This is a genomic window from Staphylococcus sp. GDY8P57P (genome assembly GCF_017892585.1).
GTDB classification, from domain to species: Bacteria; Bacillota; Bacilli; order Staphylococcales; family Staphylococcaceae; genus Staphylococcus; species Staphylococcus borealis.
In genome coordinates this window covers 178,850-199,726 of record NZ_JAESLK010000019.1, presented here as the reverse complement: position 1 = coordinate 199,726, position 20,877 = coordinate 178,850, and the positions used below count along the sequence as shown (strand labels likewise).

At 34.8% G+C, this 20,877-nt stretch carries 18 protein-coding genes; 2 read left to right on the top strand and 16 right to left on the bottom strand.

Annotated features, from left to right (window positions below; genetic code table 11):
* The first annotated feature begins 60 nt into the window (after positions 1 to 60).
* Positions 61 to 2,226, top strand: coding sequence for an RNA degradosome polyphosphate kinase (locus KA878_RS07845; RefSeq protein WP_193838977.1), 2,166 nt, complete (start codon positions 61 to 63; stop codon positions 2,224 to 2,226).
* A gap of 58 nt (positions 2,227 to 2,284) precedes the next feature.
* On the opposite strand, the gene KA878_RS07840 is transcribed toward KA878_RS07845, so the two are convergent.
* Entirely contained in the window at positions 2,285 to 3,517 is a 1,233-nt protein-coding gene (locus KA878_RS07840) for an acetylornithine deacetylase (RefSeq protein WP_210130028.1), read from the bottom strand.
* Positions 3,518 to 3,634: 117 nt separating this feature from the next.
* The gene (locus tag KA878_RS07835) at positions 3,635 to 4,330 is read right to left on the bottom strand and encodes an SDR family oxidoreductase (RefSeq protein WP_193838975.1); all 696 of its coding nucleotides are present in this window, start codon (positions 4,328 to 4,330) and stop codon (positions 3,635 to 3,637) included.
* Positions 4,331 to 4,519: 189 nt separating this feature from the next.
* Here KA878_RS07835 and KA878_RS07830 point away from each other — a divergent pair, with 189 nt between their 5' ends.
* Positions 4,520 to 4,786: a DUF1413 domain-containing protein gene (locus KA878_RS07830; RefSeq protein ID WP_070854710.1), complete on the top strand. Its 267-nt coding sequence runs from the start codon at positions 4,520 to 4,522 to the stop codon at positions 4,784 to 4,786.
* Between the two features lie 284 nt (positions 4,787 to 5,070).
* Here KA878_RS07830 and KA878_RS07825 read toward each other — a convergent pair whose 3' ends face one another.
* The 14 genes from KA878_RS07825 to KA878_RS07760 form a co-directional block, all read right to left on the bottom strand.
* The gene (locus tag KA878_RS07825) at positions 5,071 to 5,262 is read right to left on the bottom strand and encodes a hypothetical protein (protein WP_053028767.1); all 192 of its coding nucleotides are present in this window, start codon (positions 5,260 to 5,262) and stop codon (positions 5,071 to 5,073) included.
* 341 nt (positions 5,263 to 5,603) lie between these two features.
* Entirely contained in the window at positions 5,604 to 6,293 is a 690-nt protein-coding gene (locus KA878_RS07820) for a hypothetical protein (protein WP_193838974.1), read from the bottom strand.
* 101 nt (positions 6,294 to 6,394) lie between these two features.
* A complete protein-coding gene (gene dcm / locus KA878_RS07815; RefSeq protein WP_193838973.1) occupies positions 6,395 to 7,633 on the bottom strand; it encodes a DNA (cytosine-5-)-methyltransferase in 1,239 nt (412 codons plus the stop codon).
* Between the two features lie 105 nt (positions 7,634 to 7,738).
* Positions 7,739 to 9,211, bottom strand: a complete 1,473-nt coding sequence (locus tag KA878_RS07810; RefSeq protein WP_193838972.1) for a Sau3AI family type II restriction endonuclease — start codon at positions 9,209 to 9,211, stop codon at positions 7,739 to 7,741.
* A gap of 847 nt (positions 9,212 to 10,058) precedes the next feature.
* The gene (gene galU, locus KA878_RS07805) at positions 10,059 to 10,925 is read right to left on the bottom strand and encodes a UTP--glucose-1-phosphate uridylyltransferase GalU (protein ID WP_053028771.1); all 867 of its coding nucleotides are present in this window, start codon (positions 10,923 to 10,925) and stop codon (positions 10,059 to 10,061) included.
* A 264-nt stretch (positions 10,926 to 11,189) separates the two neighbouring features.
* Positions 11,190 to 12,548, bottom strand: coding sequence for a gluconate:H+ symporter (locus KA878_RS07800; protein ID WP_053028772.1), 1,359 nt, complete (start codon positions 12,546 to 12,548; stop codon positions 11,190 to 11,192).
* Positions 12,549 to 12,588: 40 nt separating this feature from the next.
* Positions 12,589 to 14,127, bottom strand: coding sequence for a gluconokinase (gntK, locus tag KA878_RS07795; protein ID WP_193838971.1), 1,539 nt, complete (start codon positions 14,125 to 14,127; stop codon positions 12,589 to 12,591).
* Positions 14,128 to 14,148: 21 nt separating this feature from the next.
* On the bottom strand, positions 14,149 to 14,835 hold the full coding sequence (locus KA878_RS07790) for a GntR family transcriptional regulator (protein WP_228481710.1): 687 nt from the start codon (positions 14,833 to 14,835) through the stop codon (positions 14,149 to 14,151).
* A 128-nt stretch (positions 14,836 to 14,963) separates the two neighbouring features.
* Entirely contained in the window at positions 14,964 to 15,686 is a 723-nt protein-coding gene (locus KA878_RS07785; protein WP_193838969.1) for a MerR family transcriptional regulator, read from the bottom strand.
* 94 nt (positions 15,687 to 15,780) lie between these two features.
* Positions 15,781 to 16,656 (bottom strand): alpha/beta fold hydrolase, encoded by an 876-nt coding sequence (locus KA878_RS07780; protein WP_053028776.1) that lies wholly within the window; start codon positions 16,654 to 16,656, stop codon positions 15,781 to 15,783.
* Positions 16,657 to 16,797: 141 nt separating this feature from the next.
* Positions 16,798 to 17,499 (bottom strand): GTP pyrophosphokinase, encoded by a 702-nt coding sequence (locus KA878_RS07775; RefSeq protein WP_053028777.1) that lies wholly within the window; start codon positions 17,497 to 17,499, stop codon positions 16,798 to 16,800.
* A gap of 168 nt (positions 17,500 to 17,667) precedes the next feature.
* Positions 17,668 to 18,090: a DUF2188 domain-containing protein gene (locus tag KA878_RS07770; protein ID WP_193838968.1), complete on the bottom strand. Its 423-nt coding sequence runs from the start codon at positions 18,088 to 18,090 to the stop codon at positions 17,668 to 17,670.
* 71 nt (positions 18,091 to 18,161) lie between these two features.
* The gene (locus KA878_RS07765; RefSeq protein WP_193838967.1) at positions 18,162 to 20,099 is read right to left on the bottom strand and encodes an FUSC family protein; all 1,938 of its coding nucleotides are present in this window, start codon (positions 20,097 to 20,099) and stop codon (positions 18,162 to 18,164) included.
* A gap of 166 nt (positions 20,100 to 20,265) precedes the next feature.
* Positions 20,266 to 20,550, bottom strand: coding sequence for a putative quinol monooxygenase (locus KA878_RS07760; protein ID WP_075108140.1), 285 nt, complete (start codon positions 20,548 to 20,550; stop codon positions 20,266 to 20,268).
* Positions 20,551 to 20,877 lie beyond the last annotated feature (327 nt).

The following is a 20,877-nucleotide window of genomic DNA, read 5'->3' as shown; positions in this document are numbered from 1 at the left end:
TTTTACTTACTAATTGAAAAGAACAACGCATATTTGAGGAAATGACGAGGTGTATTTGGAATGCAAACTCAATTGGGAGAAAATGATATTAGCTTACCGCAATACTATAACAATCGCGAATTAAGTTGGCTTGATTTCAACTATCGTGTACTTCAAGAAGCCTATGATAAAAACAACCCGCTACTTGAAAAATTAAACTTTATATCTATTTTTAGTTCAAACTTAGATGAATTCTTCATGGTTCGTGTTGCTGGTTTAAAAGACCAGGTTAAAATGGGATATGACAAACCGGAAAACAAAGCACAAATGACACCACAAGAACAAGTTGATGCTATCCAAGAAAAAGCTAAAAAATATGTAGATAAGCAATATGAACGCTACAATGAATTAATGACTGAACTTCGAGATTACGAAATTGTGATGTGTGAACCACACGAATTATCTGAACCAATATTAGATAAATTAGAAAGAGATTTCAAATTAACTATCTTGCCAACCTTAACACCACTCGGCATAGATGCTTACCATCCGTTTCCTAAGCTTAATAATAAAAGTTTAAACATCTTCGTTGATATTGACACTGAAGATGCCATCAATTCAGCCATCGTTCAAATACCATCACTTATTCCAAGATTTCTAACTTACAATGAAGGTGCTAAACAGTATGTTGTGATGGTTGAGGACGTAATTACTTACTTTATCAATTATTTATTTACTGGTTATGAAGTCTTAAATACATTTACTTTCAGAATTACAAGAAATGCTGATTTAACGATTCATGAAGATGGCGCAGAAGACTTACTTATCGAAATTGAACGTTTCCTTAAAGAACGTAAGAGTGGTTCAGCAGTACGTCTAGAAGTTGATGGTCGTACCGCTAATCCAGATGATCTTGATTGGCTTATCGAGACATTAGAAGTGGATCATCAAGATGTTTATTTCCTTAATGGACCACTTGATTTAACATTTATCTTTGGTTTAGTGGATCATTTATCTCATAAATTAAACTATCTCACTTACGAGAAATATTCACCACAAATTCCACGTTCACTAGGAAATAACAATTTATACGAACTTGCATTGAAACGTGACATCTTCTTCCACCATCCGTACGAATCTTTCGAACCGATCGTTGATTTTATCCGTGAAGCGGCAGATGACCCTAATACGATTGCAATTAAACAAACATTGTATCGTGTAAGTAAAGACTCACCTATCATTAAGAGTTTGAAAGAAGCCGCAGAAAAAGGAAAACAAGTAACTGTACTTGTGGAATTGAAAGCACGCTTCGATGAAGAAAACAATGTCCATTGGGCACGTATGCTAGAAGACGCAGGGTGTCACGTGATATACGGTATGACACACCTGAAAACACATAGTAAAATTGCATTAGTAGTTAAGCGTGTCGGTGGCGAATTAACGTCATTCGTTCACTTGGGTACAGGTAACTATAATGACAAAACTGCGAAATTATATACAGATATGGGTATTATCACTACAAATAAACAAATTGCAGAAGATGCAATTAACTTCTTCAATTATTTAAGTGGGTACTCTGTCAAACCAGAATACAATAAATTAATCGTTGCACCGTTTGATATTCGTGACGTCTTTATCGACCGAATCGACAAAGAGATTAGCAGTCACCTTCAACATGGTAACGGTAAAATTATGATGAAAATGAACTCATTAACAGACAAAACAATCATCGAAAAATTATTCGAAGCATCACAAGCCGGTGTGAAGATTCAACTCATTATTCGTGGTATTTGTTGCTTAAAACCTGGTATCCCAGGCATTAGTGAGAACATTGAAGTTGTAAGTATCGTTGGTCGATTATTAGAACACTCTCGTATTTATTACTTCCATAATAATGGCGATGAACGTATTTACTTATCATCAGCTGACGTAATGACACGTAATATGATTAAACGTGTAGAAATCCTATTCCCAGTTGAAGATAAAGAGATTGGTAAACGTTTAGTTGACTTTATGGATTTACAATTATCTGATAACCAAAAAGGACGTTTCCAAGACGAACATGGTCATTACCATTATGTAGAAAATAACTTGTCACCATTAAATTCACAAGTTTATTTAATGCAAGAAGCGATTAAATATGGCCAAGAACTTAAAAAACGTTCAGCTCAACCTTCAGGCATGCCCGTCGTATCGAAACGTCGTGCAAATTGGATGAACCGCATTCGTCGTTCATTAAAAAAATAATCTTTGAAATAGCTAAAAAGGCAATGGTCGCACATGATCATTGCCTTTTTTATATTGTTTACTTCTCTGGATGATCGTACCAATGATTTAAGAAATGATATAACACATCGCTGTAAGTTTGAAGTTCTGATGCTTCAATCTTCTCATCTACGCTATGTGCTTCTTCTAGACTACCAGGTCCATATAAAATCGTAGGAATACCAAAGTGCGCAGTCCAACCACCATCTGTGACGGTCGTACTCATACCATGTTTTAAGTCTGTGCCATGAACATGATGATGTGCTGATTGTAATTGTTTAAATCCAGGATGTTCTGTAGGTATTGTGAAGCTTGGGAAGATTTCACCTTTGTCTTCAATCATTGATTCGCCGCCCCATTCAAATTGTAATGGGTTCTCACGTAGCCAAATATCCGCTTCAGCCACACGATTCAAGTAATCTTCTATTTCTGCGACAACGTCTTCATAACGTTCATTTGGTAAATAATGTACTGTAATCCATAAGCGACATTCATCTGCAATAAATGCAGGATGGCGTCCACCTTCAATGACAGCTGGGTTTATCGTATTTGCACCTGGTGGCATTCCTGGACTATGTTTCATCACTGCCCAATGTTGTTCTAATTCATTTAATGCACGAATAATCTTAGCCATTTTTTCAATGGCACTCGCACCAAATAACCCACCACCTGCATGTATGGTCTGACTACGTGCACCGTCATGAATGGTGTTCTTACTCTTAATCGTAATCCATCCTGTAATTACGCCACCTTGACCAAGTGCCATATTCTCACTGGTATCTAACACAAGTGCTAAATCAGCTTTAGTACCAATTTCACAGGCACGCTTTGTACCTGCTTCGCCAACTTCTTCGCCTACGACAGACTGTACAATGATATCGCCTTTCGGTTGACGTCCTTCTTGATGTAACTGTTCAAGTACATAGAATAACGATGCCATGCCACCTTTCATATCACTGACACCACGTCCATATAACCAGCCCTCATTTTCAGTTAATTGAAAAGGCGGATACTGCCAGTTCGAATCATCATCGACTGACGCTACATCAACATGTCCATTTAATATGAGTTTCGGTGCTTCAGGGTCCTCACCCTTTAACGTTGCTACAATAATACTATCATTCTTATACAGTTGTTCTCGTTGAATGCTAAAGCCATAACGTGTTAATAATGTTTCTATCTCATCTTGTAATGGGTCGGTATTACGTCCCGGTGGACTCTCCGTATTGTAACTAACTAGCAATTCCAACAAGTTATAAAGACGTTCCTCCATCTTCGTCACTCCTTTAAATCATAATCCCCCACTATGTCCTTCATTACCAGTGTATCACGATAGAGATTACAAAAAAGGTGTTTCTTGCCAAATGACAAGAAACACCTATGATTATTGTTATACCGGTCGCACAGTCACTTCGTTTACATTGACATGTGCTGGTTGTGTTAGTGCATAAACTATCGCATCTGCTATGTTTTCAGGATCTAGTTTCTTACGACCACCAAAGTCACTATGTTCTGTCATTGGTGTATCCACCATACCTGGTAAGATGCTTGTCGTTTTAATACCTGTTTTGGCTAATTCTTTTTCTAAGCCATTAAAAATCATCAGTACGGCAGATTTCGTTGCACTATATAAGGCACTGGCTTTAGAAACTTCATTCGCAGATATTGAAGCTAAATTCACAACATGTCCTGATCCTTGTGCCTCGAACTTAGGTAATATCGCATTCAGACTATATAGAAGGCCTTTAATATTTGTATCTACCATTGCATCCCATGCGTCAATTTGATAGTCTGTGATTTTAGAAGAGCGCATAAGACCTGCACAGTTAACAAAGATATCGACCTGTCCAAATCTGTCGATGGCTTGCGCGACTAATGCATCAACGTCTGTTTGAATGGTTACATCTGTAGGTACAATGTGTACGGCCTCTTCATTTAATGTTTGTGCGACTTGGTTTAATTTATCTTCATTACGTCCAGCTAAGACGACTTTCACACCTTGTGTCGCAAGTGCTTTCGCTGTTGCTGCACCAATACCGCTACTTGCGCCAGTAATAATTGCTACGCGTCCATTTAATTCTGTCATTTCACTTCATCCTTTACTATAGATTCATTGAATACATTACCTTATTTCATATACATTAAACCTTCATAACTGTTCCCGGGAAATATTATCATGAAAACACTGAGAAGAATTGTAATCTTTATGAAAACGTATTAAAGTTAATGTATATACTTAAATCATTGGGCATATAGAAAGATAGGAGGAGACGCAATGACATTTGAAGAACGTATTCAAGCGTTACGCGCTGAAAAGAGTAGAACAAGTTTCTCATTCCATTTCATCGATTTATATAGTGAAGACGAGTGGATGAATATGAGCGTGAAACAACGTACACGCCAAGAAAGAGAATTTATCGCACAATTGGACGAAATACCACGTGTAAGAATGCCATTCTCTAGTCAAGAAGGTTATAAATTCAAGTTATATAATCAAGAATACCAATACAATGAAGTTAAGAAGAATTTCAAAGATTTATAATATGCAAAGGGAGCAAGACAGAAATAATGTTTTCTCAAAATTTATTTCGTTGTCCTGCTCCAGCAAGGATGACTAGGTTTGATAAACGCTTGATTGAAGCGCATTTTCAAATCAGTCATTTACTGTCAAAATGATAAAGAGGCTGAGACATTTTAGTATGTCCCAGCCTTTTTCAACACATTATTCCAGAATGATTAGGGGTATATTTATGGTATGCCTTCGACTGCTCACCAACGAAGGCATATAAGGTTCTTGAATGTTAATAGGAGGCCATTCAATTTGAATTAATTTGTAACGAGTGTTTTACGTTCGAGTCCATAGTAATATAGTCGTTCTGCATCAATGTACGGAATAGAATCGATAGTCAAGTAGCCATCTTTAATATCACCGATCATTCCTTGATTAACACCAGTTTTTAAATAAATTTCGTAACTGCCTTCATCAGAAAAAACAACTTCTTCAATTACTTTTCTCATCAGTATCACTTCCCATTACTTATTCCTTACAATTCTTATCATACACCCTTTTAAAAAATTTTAAAGTCTTTTGTGATACTTTTCACAAATAGTTCACTTTTTTGAAAATGAAAGTAATTGAAGGGATTTATGTATGTGGAATATACATCAAATAAAAAAGAAGAAATTCTAATTGAATTATCCCGTTCAGTAGCTATGCTTTCCGTGGGTACAGTTTCAGCCAGAATTACCAGACAGATAAATCTGTTGGTAATTCTAAGGTCTTCAACTCGTACTGTTCCCACAGGAGTCTTCGCTACTTTCCTATAATAATTTTTAGAATTTCTTTTATATTTAAAATTTTACTTAATTACTTTTACATTATCTTTAGTAACTATGAACCAACTTTGACATATTTGTTTTAACATATCTTTATAATATAGCATTAGAAAAGGCTTTTCTTTGGCATCTTTCGATACTCTCCAATAAGCTTTTTCAGATTTATTTAATACATAATCCTTATTACTACTATCGTATGGTTTGCTACCCACTTCATGCATTTTATTTAAACAATACTCATAGTAATTATCTTTATTCAAATTAAATCTTTTATCAATATCTTCCTGAAGAGCTGATTTTTTTACTGAGCAAATTTCTAATTTATTAATGTTATTAGAAAAAATTTCTTCCCCTTCATTCCACCCCCAAATAAATAAAAATGTTTCAGTTGAATCATATTTATCTCCAAATAGCCAACCTGTTCTTAATTCGTTTGATTTATTATGAAAGAATATTTCTAATGAAAAAGTCGGTATATCTTTATTAAAATATCTAGCTGCTGCCTTTTCATCGATATTCATTTTTTTACCATTTCCGTATTCAATGATTAAATCTATACCTCTATGTTGATTATCTAAATCAAATGTTCTTTCAGTATCTACAATTTCACAATTTTTATATACACTATTTAGCTTTGGGTAAAAATATTTATCCAAGAACTTTCCAATTTCTCTTTCTTTCTTCAAATCAAAACTGATCTTGCTCTCTACCATAAATATCACCTCAAATTTATATGTACTTTACATAAATAATATCAAAATATTCTGTTATTTTAAACACAATAAAAAAGACAACACTTCTATAAGCATTGTCTTTAAAATAAACTCAACTGACTGAAATCATCATTCGTCATTTTTTCTATTTTCTCTATTTCATTACCTATTCGAGTAACCAGTGGTACTACCAAAGCATTACCCATGCAAAAATATCTCATTCTATCTGGCATTGTGTCAGTCCAATTATCAGGAAAACCATTTAGCCTTTCAGCCTCAACTGGAGTCAACGTTCTAAATTTACCATTTATACTCAAAAAGTGAGAACTTCTGTTAACCGAAGCTTCACTTGTTAACATTGTTCGTGCTGGTAAATCTAAAGAATCAAATTCTGACATACCACCTTCAGAAAAATAATATTCATGGCCGTCTTTAGAAGTACGCTTAATTTTTTTAGGCCCTCTTAAATATTTAAACTTTTCAATTTTATCATCAGTTAGTGAATAACTATCATCCACTTCTTTTAATACTATTTCTTTCAGCGGTGTAGGTTTTTCAAATATAGGTATCGTATCAATTGTTAAAATTTCACCGTTTTTCATAACACCGCTATTATAAAATTTGAAACTAAAATTATTAGATATATCAACAATATCATTTGAAATCGTTATAGACTCTACTCTATTCTTGTTAGGTTCTTTTTCAATAGGAAATGCTTTTGCAAACATTCCAGAATTATAAATAATATCTTCTAAAGAGTATTTATCAATCATATCTGCGTAATTTAAATCTTGTTTATAGCCAAAAATAAAAACTCTTCGTCTTCTTTGTGCATTTCCATAATCAGCAGCATTAATTACTCTCCATTCGACGTTATAACCTAATTCATTGAGTGTTGATAGCATTACTCCAAAATCTCTTCCTCTTTGACTTGAAGGTGACTTCAATAATCTATCTACATTTTCTAATAATAAATATTTCGGATAGGTATTTTGAATAAATCTAATAATTTGCCAAAATAAAACACCTTTTTTCCCCTGAATCCCTAATTCACCACTTAAGCTTCTAGCAACTGAGTAATCTTGACATGGAAATCCTCCGACAATCATATCAGCTTTAGTATGTGCTATTTCTTCATCACTAACAGATGCAATGTCTTTATTAACATGTTCTCCCGTTACAAATCTACTATTATAGCAATCAAAAGCATGTTGAATTTTTCTTGAAGGCTCCCACTGATTTGCCCATGTAACATCAAAGATTTTTTCTTCGGTATTTTCTAAACCTAACCGAAATCCTCCTACTCCTGCGAAAAGTTCAGCTACCTTTAGTTTTTCCATTAGGCACCTCCTTTACTAACATTAAACTTATTATACCATAAAAAGCGAACGATCGTTCGCTTTTTTCATTAATATTTTCAAAACATAACTATTTTATCACAATTGCTAAAGCATATCTTTAATTTGTTCTTTAATATATCTCTTATTAATCCAAAAGCTGTGTTTAGTCATCCACTGATCAGAATATTTCTCCTTATCATCTGGACGATTTAACCACTTAATCGGGGCGGGGAGAAAATCAGCATTTTTACCATTTACTCTATAATCTGCTTTACCTGCGTGCGATTTAAAATGACAAATCAATTCATCAGACCCCTTAATAAAATTACTACTAATTTTCCAAGGTTTACCTTCTTTTGTATATCTTTGCTGTAACTCCACGCCATTTTTCAATTTTTTTACAGTGTCTTCCCACACTATACGCACGGTATCCTCAATATCCTTCTCAGGCATACTAAAAAATTTAATTCCTTTAAAAACAGGCCCTTTAGACTCATCTTTTACCACAAAAAACAAAAATCTAGTTTCAAGCAAGAAGTTATGCCAAGATGCTGACGGATATCCTTCAGAATTTTCCCATTCTTCCTTGATTAGTTCATTAAATTTAGAAGCGTGAAAAGACATATCTTCTGCAATTTCATTATTTGATTTTACATTTACAGTTTTAACAACTATTGATGCTTTTTCAAATTCTTCTACGTTAGAAAAAGCATCAGTGCTAGTATTATTACCCTTTAAATTTAAAATTGCTGAAGCTATGCGATAATTTATAGCTTTATTACTATTACTTTCGATATTAAACTTTTGACATAGTTTCTCTATGGTCCAGTTAAAATATGGTTTAAATTTATCGTAAACAATATCTTCTATACTTTTATTTTCAATTTCAAATTTATCCTTAATAATGGATTCAACTTTCTCATCACCTAAGATATATTTTCTTAATAATGATGTCATGTAACCGGATTTTAATGAAAATGCACGTTGTTTAGCCGGAATGTCTGAATAAGGTTGTTTACGTACAGATTTAGCTGACTTACCCTTTGTACAAGGTGCTAAATAATCAGTTAAACTCTCACTTAATTCGTGCACTCTTCCTTCTCTAATGTATTGATTAATAGTATGCCAATCTTTTTTAATAATTTCATAATCAACTGGATTTTTCTTCATTTCATATAAAACAGCCTCTTCAATTTTCCATTCTTCTCTTTTCAAATCTTTAACATATTCATAAAATGCCAGTTCTATTGTCCCATTTTTATACAAAAACGAGCTTTCTTCAAATTGCTCTTTTGCCACTTTTTCATAATTAATTATATTAAGTACGAGTCTTTCTTTAGCACTATACTTACCGCTTTTCAACTTTTTAAATGGTGTTGCTTTTAATTCAACTCCCGCTTCTTCCATATCTGGTTTACTATCACTGTCTTTTGTTTTCCCAAACCATGCTTCAAATGCATCACCTACTGAACTCTTATATTCGTTAACCGGTGCGCCATTATTTAATTCTTTTAATGTCTTACCTACTGCCTCTTTTGCTCTATTATGAACCGCTTCTTTAGTCTTATACTCAACCATCTTACTATTACACATCCTTAAATGTTAAATAAGTAATTTAATTATATAATATATTTCTATATAAAGTAGCGTGTATTTGTATTGATTTTTATATGTATTAAAACAGTATTATGTTTTCATAATATTTCATACTTGAAGATAATAAAGTGATACTTTCAGTCCATTTTTTGATAACGTATACCTTAATGTTTGGTTTATAATTAACTTACATTAGATCGATCTGATGTACGAGGATATGAGGTCCTTAATTGATAAAATTCGTTAGAGGTTCATCTTAACTGGAGAGTAAGATGGGTCTCTTTCTTTTTTTCTATACTTTTTTGAATGAAGTAAAAAGTTTGATATTTTTAGCTAAAGTTTTGATATCCGGAGTGGTATTCTATTCGAATAATATATTGTACAATTTAAGTGTATTAGATTTATATCTAATACACACAGGTTTTGAAGAGGCTGGGAAATATAACCATTACATATTGTATTTCCCGACAGCTCATCTTAGCGGAAACTGGGATGAGTTGGTTTTATAGTTTTTGAAATATTTGTTCATAATACGTTTGACAAGTCAGTCAACTCAACATGAATCAACAGCCTAGATTACGTAATCTAAAGAAGAACCCATAATTCTTTATTCAATGTCAGGATGTATTATGATCGGTGTTTCGAGGAATACGCAATTACATGATGTTAATTAATACTTACTCTCTGATGCTTTATCTAAGTATTAATTAAAGCGGAATCGCTTTTAGAGAAATATGAGCGTGATGTATGGGGATACATCAAAGTTGAACCCCATAAACATTTAAGCTGATCACTTAAGTGTTTATGGGGTCTTCTTTTGCATTTACGGCTATAATCCTAATTCTTTAATAAACTGAACCAGTTCATCTTTCATCTTTGGATCTTTCAGGGCATACTCGATTGTTGTTTTAACGAATCCTAATTTCTCGCCAACATCATAACGATCACCGTCAAAGTCATATGCATATACAGGAATATCACTATTCATACGTTCAATCGCATCTGTGAGTTGAATTTCGTTTCCTGCGCCTTCTTTTTGTGTTTCGAGGTAATCAAATATTTCTGGTGTTAAGATGTAACGACCCATGATGGCAAGGTTCGATGGTGCTGTACCTTGTTTCGGTTTCTCAACAAATTGTTTGACTTCGTAACGGCGTCCTTCTTTTCCTAGTGGATCGATAATACCATATCGATGTGTAACACTCTCTGGCACTTCTTGAACACCAATGACTGAATGGCCAGTTTCTTCATAAACGTTCATCAATTGTTTAATTGCAGGTGTTTCTGATTCAACGATGTCATCACCTAATAAGACTGCGAAGGGTTCATTCCCTATGAATTGACGAGCGGTATGTATCGCATGGCCTAATCCTTTTTGTTCTTTTTGTCGAACGTAGAAGATGTTTGCTAAGTCTGTTGAATATTGTACTTTCTCTAGTAACTCATCTTTACCTTTGGCTTCAAGAACCATTTCTAATTCCTTTTGGTTGTCAAAGTGATCTTCAATTGCGCGTTTATGTTTACCAGTTACGATGATAATATCTTCAATTCCTGCACGTGAAGCCTCTTCCACTATGTATTGAATTGTTGGTTTATCTAAGATTGGAAGCATTTCTTTCGGCATCGCTTTAGTGGCTGGTAAGAATCGCGTCCCTAAACCAGCAGCAGGTATGATTGCTTTTTTTATCTGTTTCAAACTCAAGTAACTCCTTTGCACATTGTGTCTTTTATATCATTTTTTAGTTTATCACGCTTTGGAAGTCTTTCCTAGTGATAGCCTGTGATACCCTATTGTTTGAGGATGCTTTTAAGTTCTATTCTAGAATTTTGTAACAAATCTAAATCAATATCGTTCGCTATTGAAAACGCGCATTATATCTTTCTTTAGTATTGCTATCTAGACTTATAACCTATGGTTAAAAAAATTGCCACTCTAACGAGCGACAATTATTATTACATATTACACAAACAAACTAATGAATAAGATAAAGATGATACCTGATACAGAAATAATGGTTTCAAGTAATGACCATGTTAGGAATGTTTCTTTTACGGTTAAACCGAAGTATTCTTTAAACATCCAGAAGCCTGCGTCGTTAACATGAGATAAGATAACACTTCCGGCGCCTATTGCGAGCACAACGAGTGCAACGTTTACGTCAGAGTGTTGCAATAATGGTAAAACGATACCTGTGGTAGAAATGGCAGCTACTGTAGCTGAGCCTAATGCGATACGTAATACGGCTGCTACAATCCAAGCAAGTAAGATTGGTGACATGGTTGAACCTTCGAACATTTTCGCGATGGTATCGCCTACGCCGCCATCAATCAGTACTTGTTTGAATGTACCACCGCCGCCAATGATTAAAATCATCATACCTATTGGATAGATGGCGTTGGTAACTGACTTCATAATATCGTCCATTTTTCTACCACGATTTAAGCCCATAGAGAAGATCGCAAAGATAACTGAAATTAACATTGCTGTACCTGCAGTACCAATGAAGTAAACAATTTGTTCAAATAAATTTGTAGCTGCTTCATGGCCTGTAATTAATTGTACAATAGTTGAAATTAACATTAAGATAACTGGCAACACAGCTGTAAATAAACTTAACCCGAAGCTTGGCATTTCAGATTCTTTGAATTCTCTTTGAGATCCTAGTGCTGAGATATCCCCTTCACGCGTGTAGGCAGAAGGAATGATTTTTTGTGCAATTTTATTAAATATTGGTCCAGCGATAATCGTTACTGGAATGGCAATGATAATACCAAATAGCAATACTTGACCAACGTTCGCTTTTAATTCTTTTGCAATAACAACGGGGCCAGGGTGTGGTGGTAAGAAACCGTGTGTTACTGATAAAGCCGTCACCATTGGTAAACCTAATTTAAGTGGTGAGACTTTCGCACGTTTAGCAATTGTAAATACTAATGGAATTAATAGAACTAACCCTACCTCGAAGAATAGCGCGATACCTACAATAAAGGCTGCGATTAGCATTGCCCATTGCACGTGTTTCGGTCCAAATTTAGCAATCAATGTATCGGCAATTCGATTGGCACCGCCACCATCAGCAAGTAATTTACCAAGCATGGCACCTAATCCAAAGATTAGCGCAATGTGACCGAGTGTACTTCCCATGCCCGCTTCTATGGTTTCCATAATTTTATTTAATGGCATACCTAGTAATATCGCAGTGACAACAGAAGTGATGATTAATGAAATAAACGTGTTCAATTTTAAGAAAATAATTAATGACAAAAGTAATAAAATCCCAATAACAACACTGATAATTGGCCAAATATCTCCAAACATCGTAAACCCTCCTAATGTTTTCTTTTTCTAATTTAATAATTTACTCCATGTGCTTACGTTGAAAGTCTGCAATTTCTGCATAACGTTCCTCTAATGAACGACTTAAGTTGATAAAGATGGATACTAACTGTTGATACACTTGAACTGTCTCTGGATTAGGTTGATGCGCGTTCGTTGTCCCGACCATTTGTTCAATAATTGAGTAGTCTTCAATGTCGCCTAATGCTTTCAAACCTAATACACATGCGCCTAAACAAGAGCTTTCATAGCTTTCAGGTACGATGAGATCTGTGTCGAAGATATCTGCCATCATTTGACGCCATACTTCACTCTTAGCAAAGCCGCCTGTTGCTTTGATTGTACTTGGTGTTTCATTCATGACTTCCACAAGCGCAAGATAGACTGTATACAGGTTATAAAGTACACCCTCTAATGCGGCACGTATCATATGTTCCTTTTGATGAGAGAGCGTTAATCCGAAGAATGACCCACGCGCATCTGCGTTCCATAATGGTGCACGTTCCCCTGCAAGGTAAGGATGGAAAATAAGTCCTTCTGCACCTGGTTTAACTCGGCTAGCGATTTTAGTTAGTACATCATATGGGTCAACGCCTAAACGTTTCGCCGTTTCCACTTCACTTGCGAGTAATTCATCTCTCAACCATCTTAGTACGACACCGCCGTTATTTACGGGTCCACCAATAACATAATGGTCTTCGTCCAATACATAACAAAAGATACGACCTTTATAATCTGTGCGTGGTTTATTAATTACTGTGCGAATAGCACCAGATGTACCAATCGTGACAGCTACTTCGCCCTTTTTATAGCTGTTTACACCTAAGTTTGATAGTACGCCATCACTTGCGCCAACAATAATAGGCGTATCCTCATCTATGCCCATTAGGGTGGCGTAGCGTTTTTTCATACCTTTAAGTATGTGTGTGGTAGGTACTAATTGTGGTAACTGTTCCTCAGTGATACCAAGTAATTCGAGTGCTTCTGCATCCCAATTGCGTGTTTCTAAATTAAACATACCTGTCGCGGATGCCATTGAATGGTCAATAACGTATGTTTCGAATAGTTGATAAAATATGTATGTTTTAATATCGGCGAACATCGCCGTTTGTTTATAAATATCAGGTTGTTCATGTTTCATCCAGAAGATTTTAGATAATGGTGACATTGGATGAATTGGTGTTCCTGTGCGTTGATATATGTCTGAGCCATGATGTTCCTTATTAATACGTTCAGCATATTGACTTGCGCGATTATCAGCCCAAGTGATACTCTCAGTCAATCGGTTATGTTGCGCATCGAGTGCAATCAAGCTATGCATTTGTGCACTAAATGCAATGAGTTTGATGTCTTCTTTTTTAATATTTGCTTCTCTTACAACATATTTCACAGTCATAAGAACGGCATCAAACAATTCGTCAGGATTCTCTTCAGATACATCAACATTGGGTGTATGTAAGGGGTAGCCAATGCTATGTTTCATGATAAATTGTCCATTTTCATCGTATAATACGGATTTCGTACTTGTTGTCCCAATGTCCACACCAATCATGTAGTTCATAGTATTCCTTCTTTCTTCTATTTATCTTAGCCAGAAACTTTCAATATCTTCGCCAACATCGTCGAAATTTAAATGAAAGGCTTCTCTTAATTTCGCTGAATCATAGTGTTCAATCGCCTCAACAAACACATTATGATTGTGATGAATGCGTTCAAAATCTGCTTTATCATGGTCCATACGTTGTCGCATGGATAACAATACGAGTGTTTCGATCACTGGTTTCAAATGTTTCCAGAATGTTTGTAAATATTGGTGATTTGATGCATGCATCATTGCTTCATGAAATTGAATATCATGTTGTGTGAATGCTTCAGCATCTTCGAATTTAACTGCTACTTTCATCATTTCAAGATGTTTACGCATCTCTTTAATAATCGGTTCTCTATCTATATGTTTTATCTTTGCGAATGCAAACGACTCTAGCATTAATCGTAAATCATACAGTTCTTTCTTCTCTTGCTCACCAAATTGCAATACTTTAGCGCCCATGCGTTCTAATTGAATGAGTTGATCTGTTTGTAATAATTTAAAGGCATCTCTAACTGGCGAACGGCTAACGTCAAATTGTTTAGCCACTTGATTCTCTGTAAGTAGTGTACCTGCTTCAATCTCACCACTTACAATTTGTAAACGTATTTCTGCTGCGACACCTTCCCCTTTAGACATGCCTCCAAGCCACTGCGTTGGATAACTTTCTTTCACATGCATCACTCCTATTCATTCAATTACAACTTGTATACAAGTATATTAATATATCGTATTCATTTTTGCAAACGCTTTCTTTTTAAAAGTAAATATCCCGGTCCTAAATAGACCGGGATGGATAGTAACATGATTTATTTTTTCTCATTTGAAACTTCAATACAATAATGGGTTTCATGGCAATTTGGACATGGTAATTTACGTGTTTGCATAGTATGTCGCGCCACGATAAATTGTTTCACAGATGGTTTAAACGTATGTTGGCAATTTGGACACAAATATGAAATGTTTTTATAATAGAATGTCGTTAATCCTATGGCATAGGTTACTAAAATAGGCAAGATTGAAACGAAAGGCTTACTTGAACTTCTCAGTAAACTTGCAATTAGTCCTGTGTATTGAATAATACCAATGACGCCTGCGCTCATCCATACTTTCTTTCTAAATGTCTTCAATGTCGTAGATTGTTTCATCGCTTTATCTATGTCAGATAGATGATTGATTGGTGCACTTGAGTGATCTGAAATGTACTGTTCTACATCATTGATATGCTGTAATGCTTTTGTTTGATCGTATATATGTGTTTGCAATGCTTCCTTATGTAGTTGAAGCATTGTTTTTAATGTCTGCATATCGCTATCTTCGTACAACAATGTTTTAATTTCATCTAACGTACAACCAAATTCCTTTAATAACGAAATCAACTGTAATTGTTGTACATCGTCTTCATTGTAATATCTGCGATTTGATTCTGCTGTACGTTTCGCTGTTAATAGACCTTTTCGATCATAATATTGTAGTGTTCGAACCGTTATACCTAGTTGATCAGCTAGCGCCCCAATAGTGTAATGTGACATAGTGTCCACCTCCTACATTGAATATAGTATATGACGTAACGTCACATTCAAGACCTTTTGATAAATGATGTTATCGGTCAGTCTAAAGGCAGTCTTATTTATCTTCAATCCATGATTTTATATGATCAATAATCCCTACAGTGCCATTAGGTAATTGTTCAAGGACAGATGGAAAGTCCATGTGTCCAATACCAGGATAGACGATTTCTTTCGTTTCTCCACCATAGCGTTTATACTGCTCCATAGTGGCTTGTGAATCTGTATACGGGATAATTTCATCATCTTGACCAGAGATAAATAATAACTTTGGAAATTGTTCAATTTCTTCAATATCTGGAAGATAATCTGCTTTAATTGTATATAATAAATCAGTGATGATCGTCTTAATCGGGGCTACAAAGGATAAGATATCTAGTCCGTTTTCTTTTCGTGCGTAAACTGTTTTCTTTAAGATGTATTGTGGCAAGTTTTTGATGGCAGTAATTTCATCTTTGAAATGGTCACGCTTACTATCTGTTGAGAATAAACGTGCAAGCATACTCGTGTTTGGCGTAATTTTAGCTGCGCTACTTAAATACACAAGATGAGATATCGGTAGTTTATTAAATTTCAATAGACGTGTGCCAATCATCCCTCCCATTGAATACCCAATAATCATGACCTTTTCAAGGTGTTGTGTGGCAACGATTTGTTCCAAAACATCTTCAATTCGTTCAGAGTAATCATCTAAAGTATGGTTATTACGATCAATCTTTGAACTTTTACCACGACTAGGACAATTAATGAAAATCATTTTATACTCTCTGAAGTAGGGTTCGAACATGGTCATAATACGGTATGTCATGATAGCACCATGTATAAATACGATTGCTCTATTTGATGTTGGATTGCCCGCGAAAGCGACTTCTACTTGTTCGTTATGATAATTTTTTAATTGATAAATTTGTGTTTTAAAATGTTTTCTGTTCATAATCAACCTCAAAAATCCCTATATTACTAAATTATTATTTTATCATAAAATTATCAAAACAGAGACAAATTAAAAAAGCATAACTTATAAAATTGTTACAGGTTACGCACAATCCAATAAGTTACGCTTTATCGTTTAACGTTATTCATTATTATCTGAAATCGCAGAATGAATGGATTGCATTTTAGATTCTACATCTGAAATTTCAAGGGCACAGTCTTTTAACATATCGCTATAATCTTCTGTATTAGCGTTATTTTTATAACGAATTTTATGTTCTAAACTTGCCCACATATCCATGCCAATGGTTCTAATTTGAATCTCTACAGGTAATGTTTCCACTTTATTGGATAAGAATACGGGAATTGTCACAACGATATGTAAACTACGATACCCATTTTCTTTCGGATTTTTAATATAATCTTTACGTTTGAGAAGTTTAACGTCTTCTTGTTTTAGGAGCATCTTCTCAATGACATATATATCTTCTAAATAGTTACAAACGACACGAATTCCCGCAATATCAAGAATATGTTTACGCGCACTTTCTGCACTAATTTCGACTTGCTTACGATGTAGTTTTTTAATTAGACTATTCATTTCTTTTACACGTCGTTCCATGTGATGAATCGGATTATGTTTATAAACATAGTTAAAGTTGTCATCGAGAATATCTAATTTGGTGCTGATTTCTTTTAAGGCTGAGGCGTATAAATGATCGAGTTCTACGAAACCAATTAATCTATCAAAGGCTTCATCTCCATCTTTGAAATGATGTAAGTTATCTTTAAATTCACTTCGTAATTCTTCTATATACAATGATGGTTTTCTTTCTACATACATAGTATTTCCTCCTTAATCATCACTGTTTATTATATCGAATTACAAAATAAACTAAAAATAATACTCTTTTATTGCAGATTATTTTAGAACTTTCAATTGATAATGAAAACGCACGACGTTGAAACAGCATTCTGTTTGAACGCATTGTTTCAGCCTCGTGCATTGATTTTATTGCGATGATTCACTTTTTTTATGTTCAATGACTGTCGTACCACGATTATCAGCAATAGCTTGCGCGCGTTTCGTGGCGTCTGCTTTCTTCTCAAAAGTATCGGACGCTTGTTTCGCCCCTTCTGTTTTCACTTTCCATTCGTCATCTTCAAAATATACATGTACATTTTTGTCATTGAGTTTTGGATTCGCTGATTGATCCTTTTGGTGTTGTGTGACATGCTTGTGCTTTAATTCATCAAGCGCTGCTTTCGATGCATCTTTATACCAATCTTTAGCTTGTTGTGTTGCAATCGGTATAACATCGCCTTCTTTATAGCCATCTTTCAACATTGCATTACCAATATCGATGGCTTTTTTTCGTTCTAATTCATCAAAGTACTTCCACGTATTCGGATAATCGTCCATCGTCCAAGGCATGGTATCAATCTCCTTTTTTAATTGATAGTTAGCTTTACCACTATCACCAAAAGTGAAACTCGATGATGATATTATGCTTTAATTGCAGCTCCATCTTCAACTTCATTAATATCTTTACGTGTATGCACACAATTATTTTGCAGTCGCATTAATGCCGATTTAATGTAATTATATTGCGGTAAATCGGAAAGTTCATTAATTTCAAGTCTGCTTTGAAGTTCGAAATGTTTCGCTAAGTTCTCAAAGGTAACAAGGTATTCTCCCATTTGATGATCAGAAATACGTTGACGTTGATGATCTTGCATTGCACGCATTAACATAAAGTTAATTTCTTCTAATGCGAAGATACTTGGATAATAATAACGAATCACTTCTTGATTTGAGAATAATTCACCACTTGCTGAATTATTAATTTGTGTCATGTTACTCATTTTCACTGATAAAGCTAAGCTTTCATCTCTTTCACGTAAATCATCTTGGTAATGATTTTCTGAGAATAAATATTGGAAGATAACGGCTTCTTTACGAACCACTTCTGCAATCGTTCGTGGTAACATGGCGGATGCTGTTTGTCGATTAATAAGTAAGATCCCAACAACTGCGATGGCAATACCAATCAATACATCAAAGATGCGTGTATAGGCAATTGAAATGGACAGGTTATCTGATGCTAAACCATTTAATAATATAACTTGGATTGTAATAAAGATTACCGCAAAGGCATAGTTAGAACCTACAAATGTTTCAGTAACCATTGCCGCAAGACCCATAATGATGACTGCGATAACCAAGTGTGGATTGAAATATAGTATTGCTGATAATACGAGTGTACCTAAGATGGTACCTAAGCCACGGGCTACAGAACGGTCTAACATGCGTCGTGTTGTCATACCTAATAAGATGGTATGCGCCGTTAATGGAATCCAGTAAGATTTTTGGATATTAAATGCTAATGAAATAAAAATGGCCACTGCCATAATTACGGCATAAATCAAAGTATTCCGAAATACGATAGAATCTAACGTTAAATTATGAATGATACGTTGACTGTAAAGTGGCTTACGAACACTCGCTTCATGTTCAATTTGGTTAGAATCTAAGTTTGTAATTTCATCGATTTTCAAGATATATTGCCATAAATCGTCAAACACTTCATCAACATTGACTTCTTTCGTCCATTTTTCTCGTGCTGCTGATGTGCGATATGCATTGCGTATTGCAACGTCCATCATTTCAACTAATTCATTTGGAATTGGGCGTATACCTTTTTCATGTAATTCCAATAGCTCTGAATACAAACCTTGTGCTGAGGTATGTAGCAATAACAATCTTTGGAAGCGTGGACTTAATTTTTGATCAGCCCCAGCTGTTGCAGTGATTAACAATTCATCAGAGTTCTTGAATTGTGTTACTGCTGCTTTGGCACTCTCTTTAAACTTGTCAACATCGTTATAATTGTGCATTAATTCTTTAATCATGTTAAAGTCAGCATTAATTGCTCTATTTTCAATCTTTTGCTTTTGGAAAAGGATTGTCAAAATAACTACAAATGTAGCAATCGCACCACCAATAAGAATGGCAACACCGCGGTACAGTGCTTCATTTGGTGCTACTGGCAAGTTGCTCGGTAAACAAAATGTTACAAGGAAGAAAGTTGAAGACGGTCCAGCTATCTTCAATGCACTGAAGATATAATAAGGAATGACCGTAACTAATAATAATGTCACACCATATAGAATCGGTTCAGTAACCGTAAGTGTTCCCAGTATCATACATACGGCAAATGAGAGTGAACATAAGATAACTGTTCTAATCATTGAACGTGGTGAGCTTTTGAACACATAAATATGTGCCAATGTCCCAGTTGACACGAGCAATCCTAGTGCGAAATTACCTAGGAAATAACCTAATAGAGCTGGGATTATTAATAACAAGCCCTGTCTGATACCTTTCATCGGGTCAACTTTACTTGTATCAAATGTGATAAGTGATTTTAAAACATTTCCCAATGTTATCTTTCCTTTCTATAAAACATACATATTCAATGATAACACTTTTTATTCGTTTATATGATAGTGATTGTTCAAATAATAAAAAGGTAGGATTGAAATCATCGCTTCACAATTGACTTCTTATCCTACCTTAGTAATGTTTACGTTATGAAATTAACTTTAATTATTTTACTTCAGCTACGTCGATCACTGGTTTTTCTGTAATATAGTTACCGATATTTTCACTAAACACTTTAAAATGATCTGAATGATTGTGTGCTTCAACAGCAGCTTGATCTTTATAGTTCTCTACAACTACGAACGTATTACGTTCACTTACATCTTCATAGTGACTATAAAATGTATTACCTTCTTCTTCACGTGCATGTTTGACTAAATTCGTCATTAAATCTAAATAAGCAGCACGATGTTCTTCACTTACTTTAAGTTTTGCATTAATAATAATCATACATTTCACCCTCAATTTGTGATTTATTCACTATCATCTTACCACTTCCACACATATAAAACAGGGAGTGGGACAGAATTCTTTTTAAATTCGTCGTCTCACTCCCAACTTTCTTTGCTTGTAGAATTTCTTAGTGAAATTCTCTTTGTTGGGGCCCCGACTCCCAACTTGCTTTGCTTGTAGAATTTCTTGATGAAATTCTCTTTGCTGGGGCCCCGCCCGCAAGGATGACTAAAACTGAGAAAAGCTTGATTTAAGCGCCTTCTCAGTTCAGTCAGCTACTGCGTAATTGCAAAATAGCTTAATTATATTATTTATGTCCCAGTC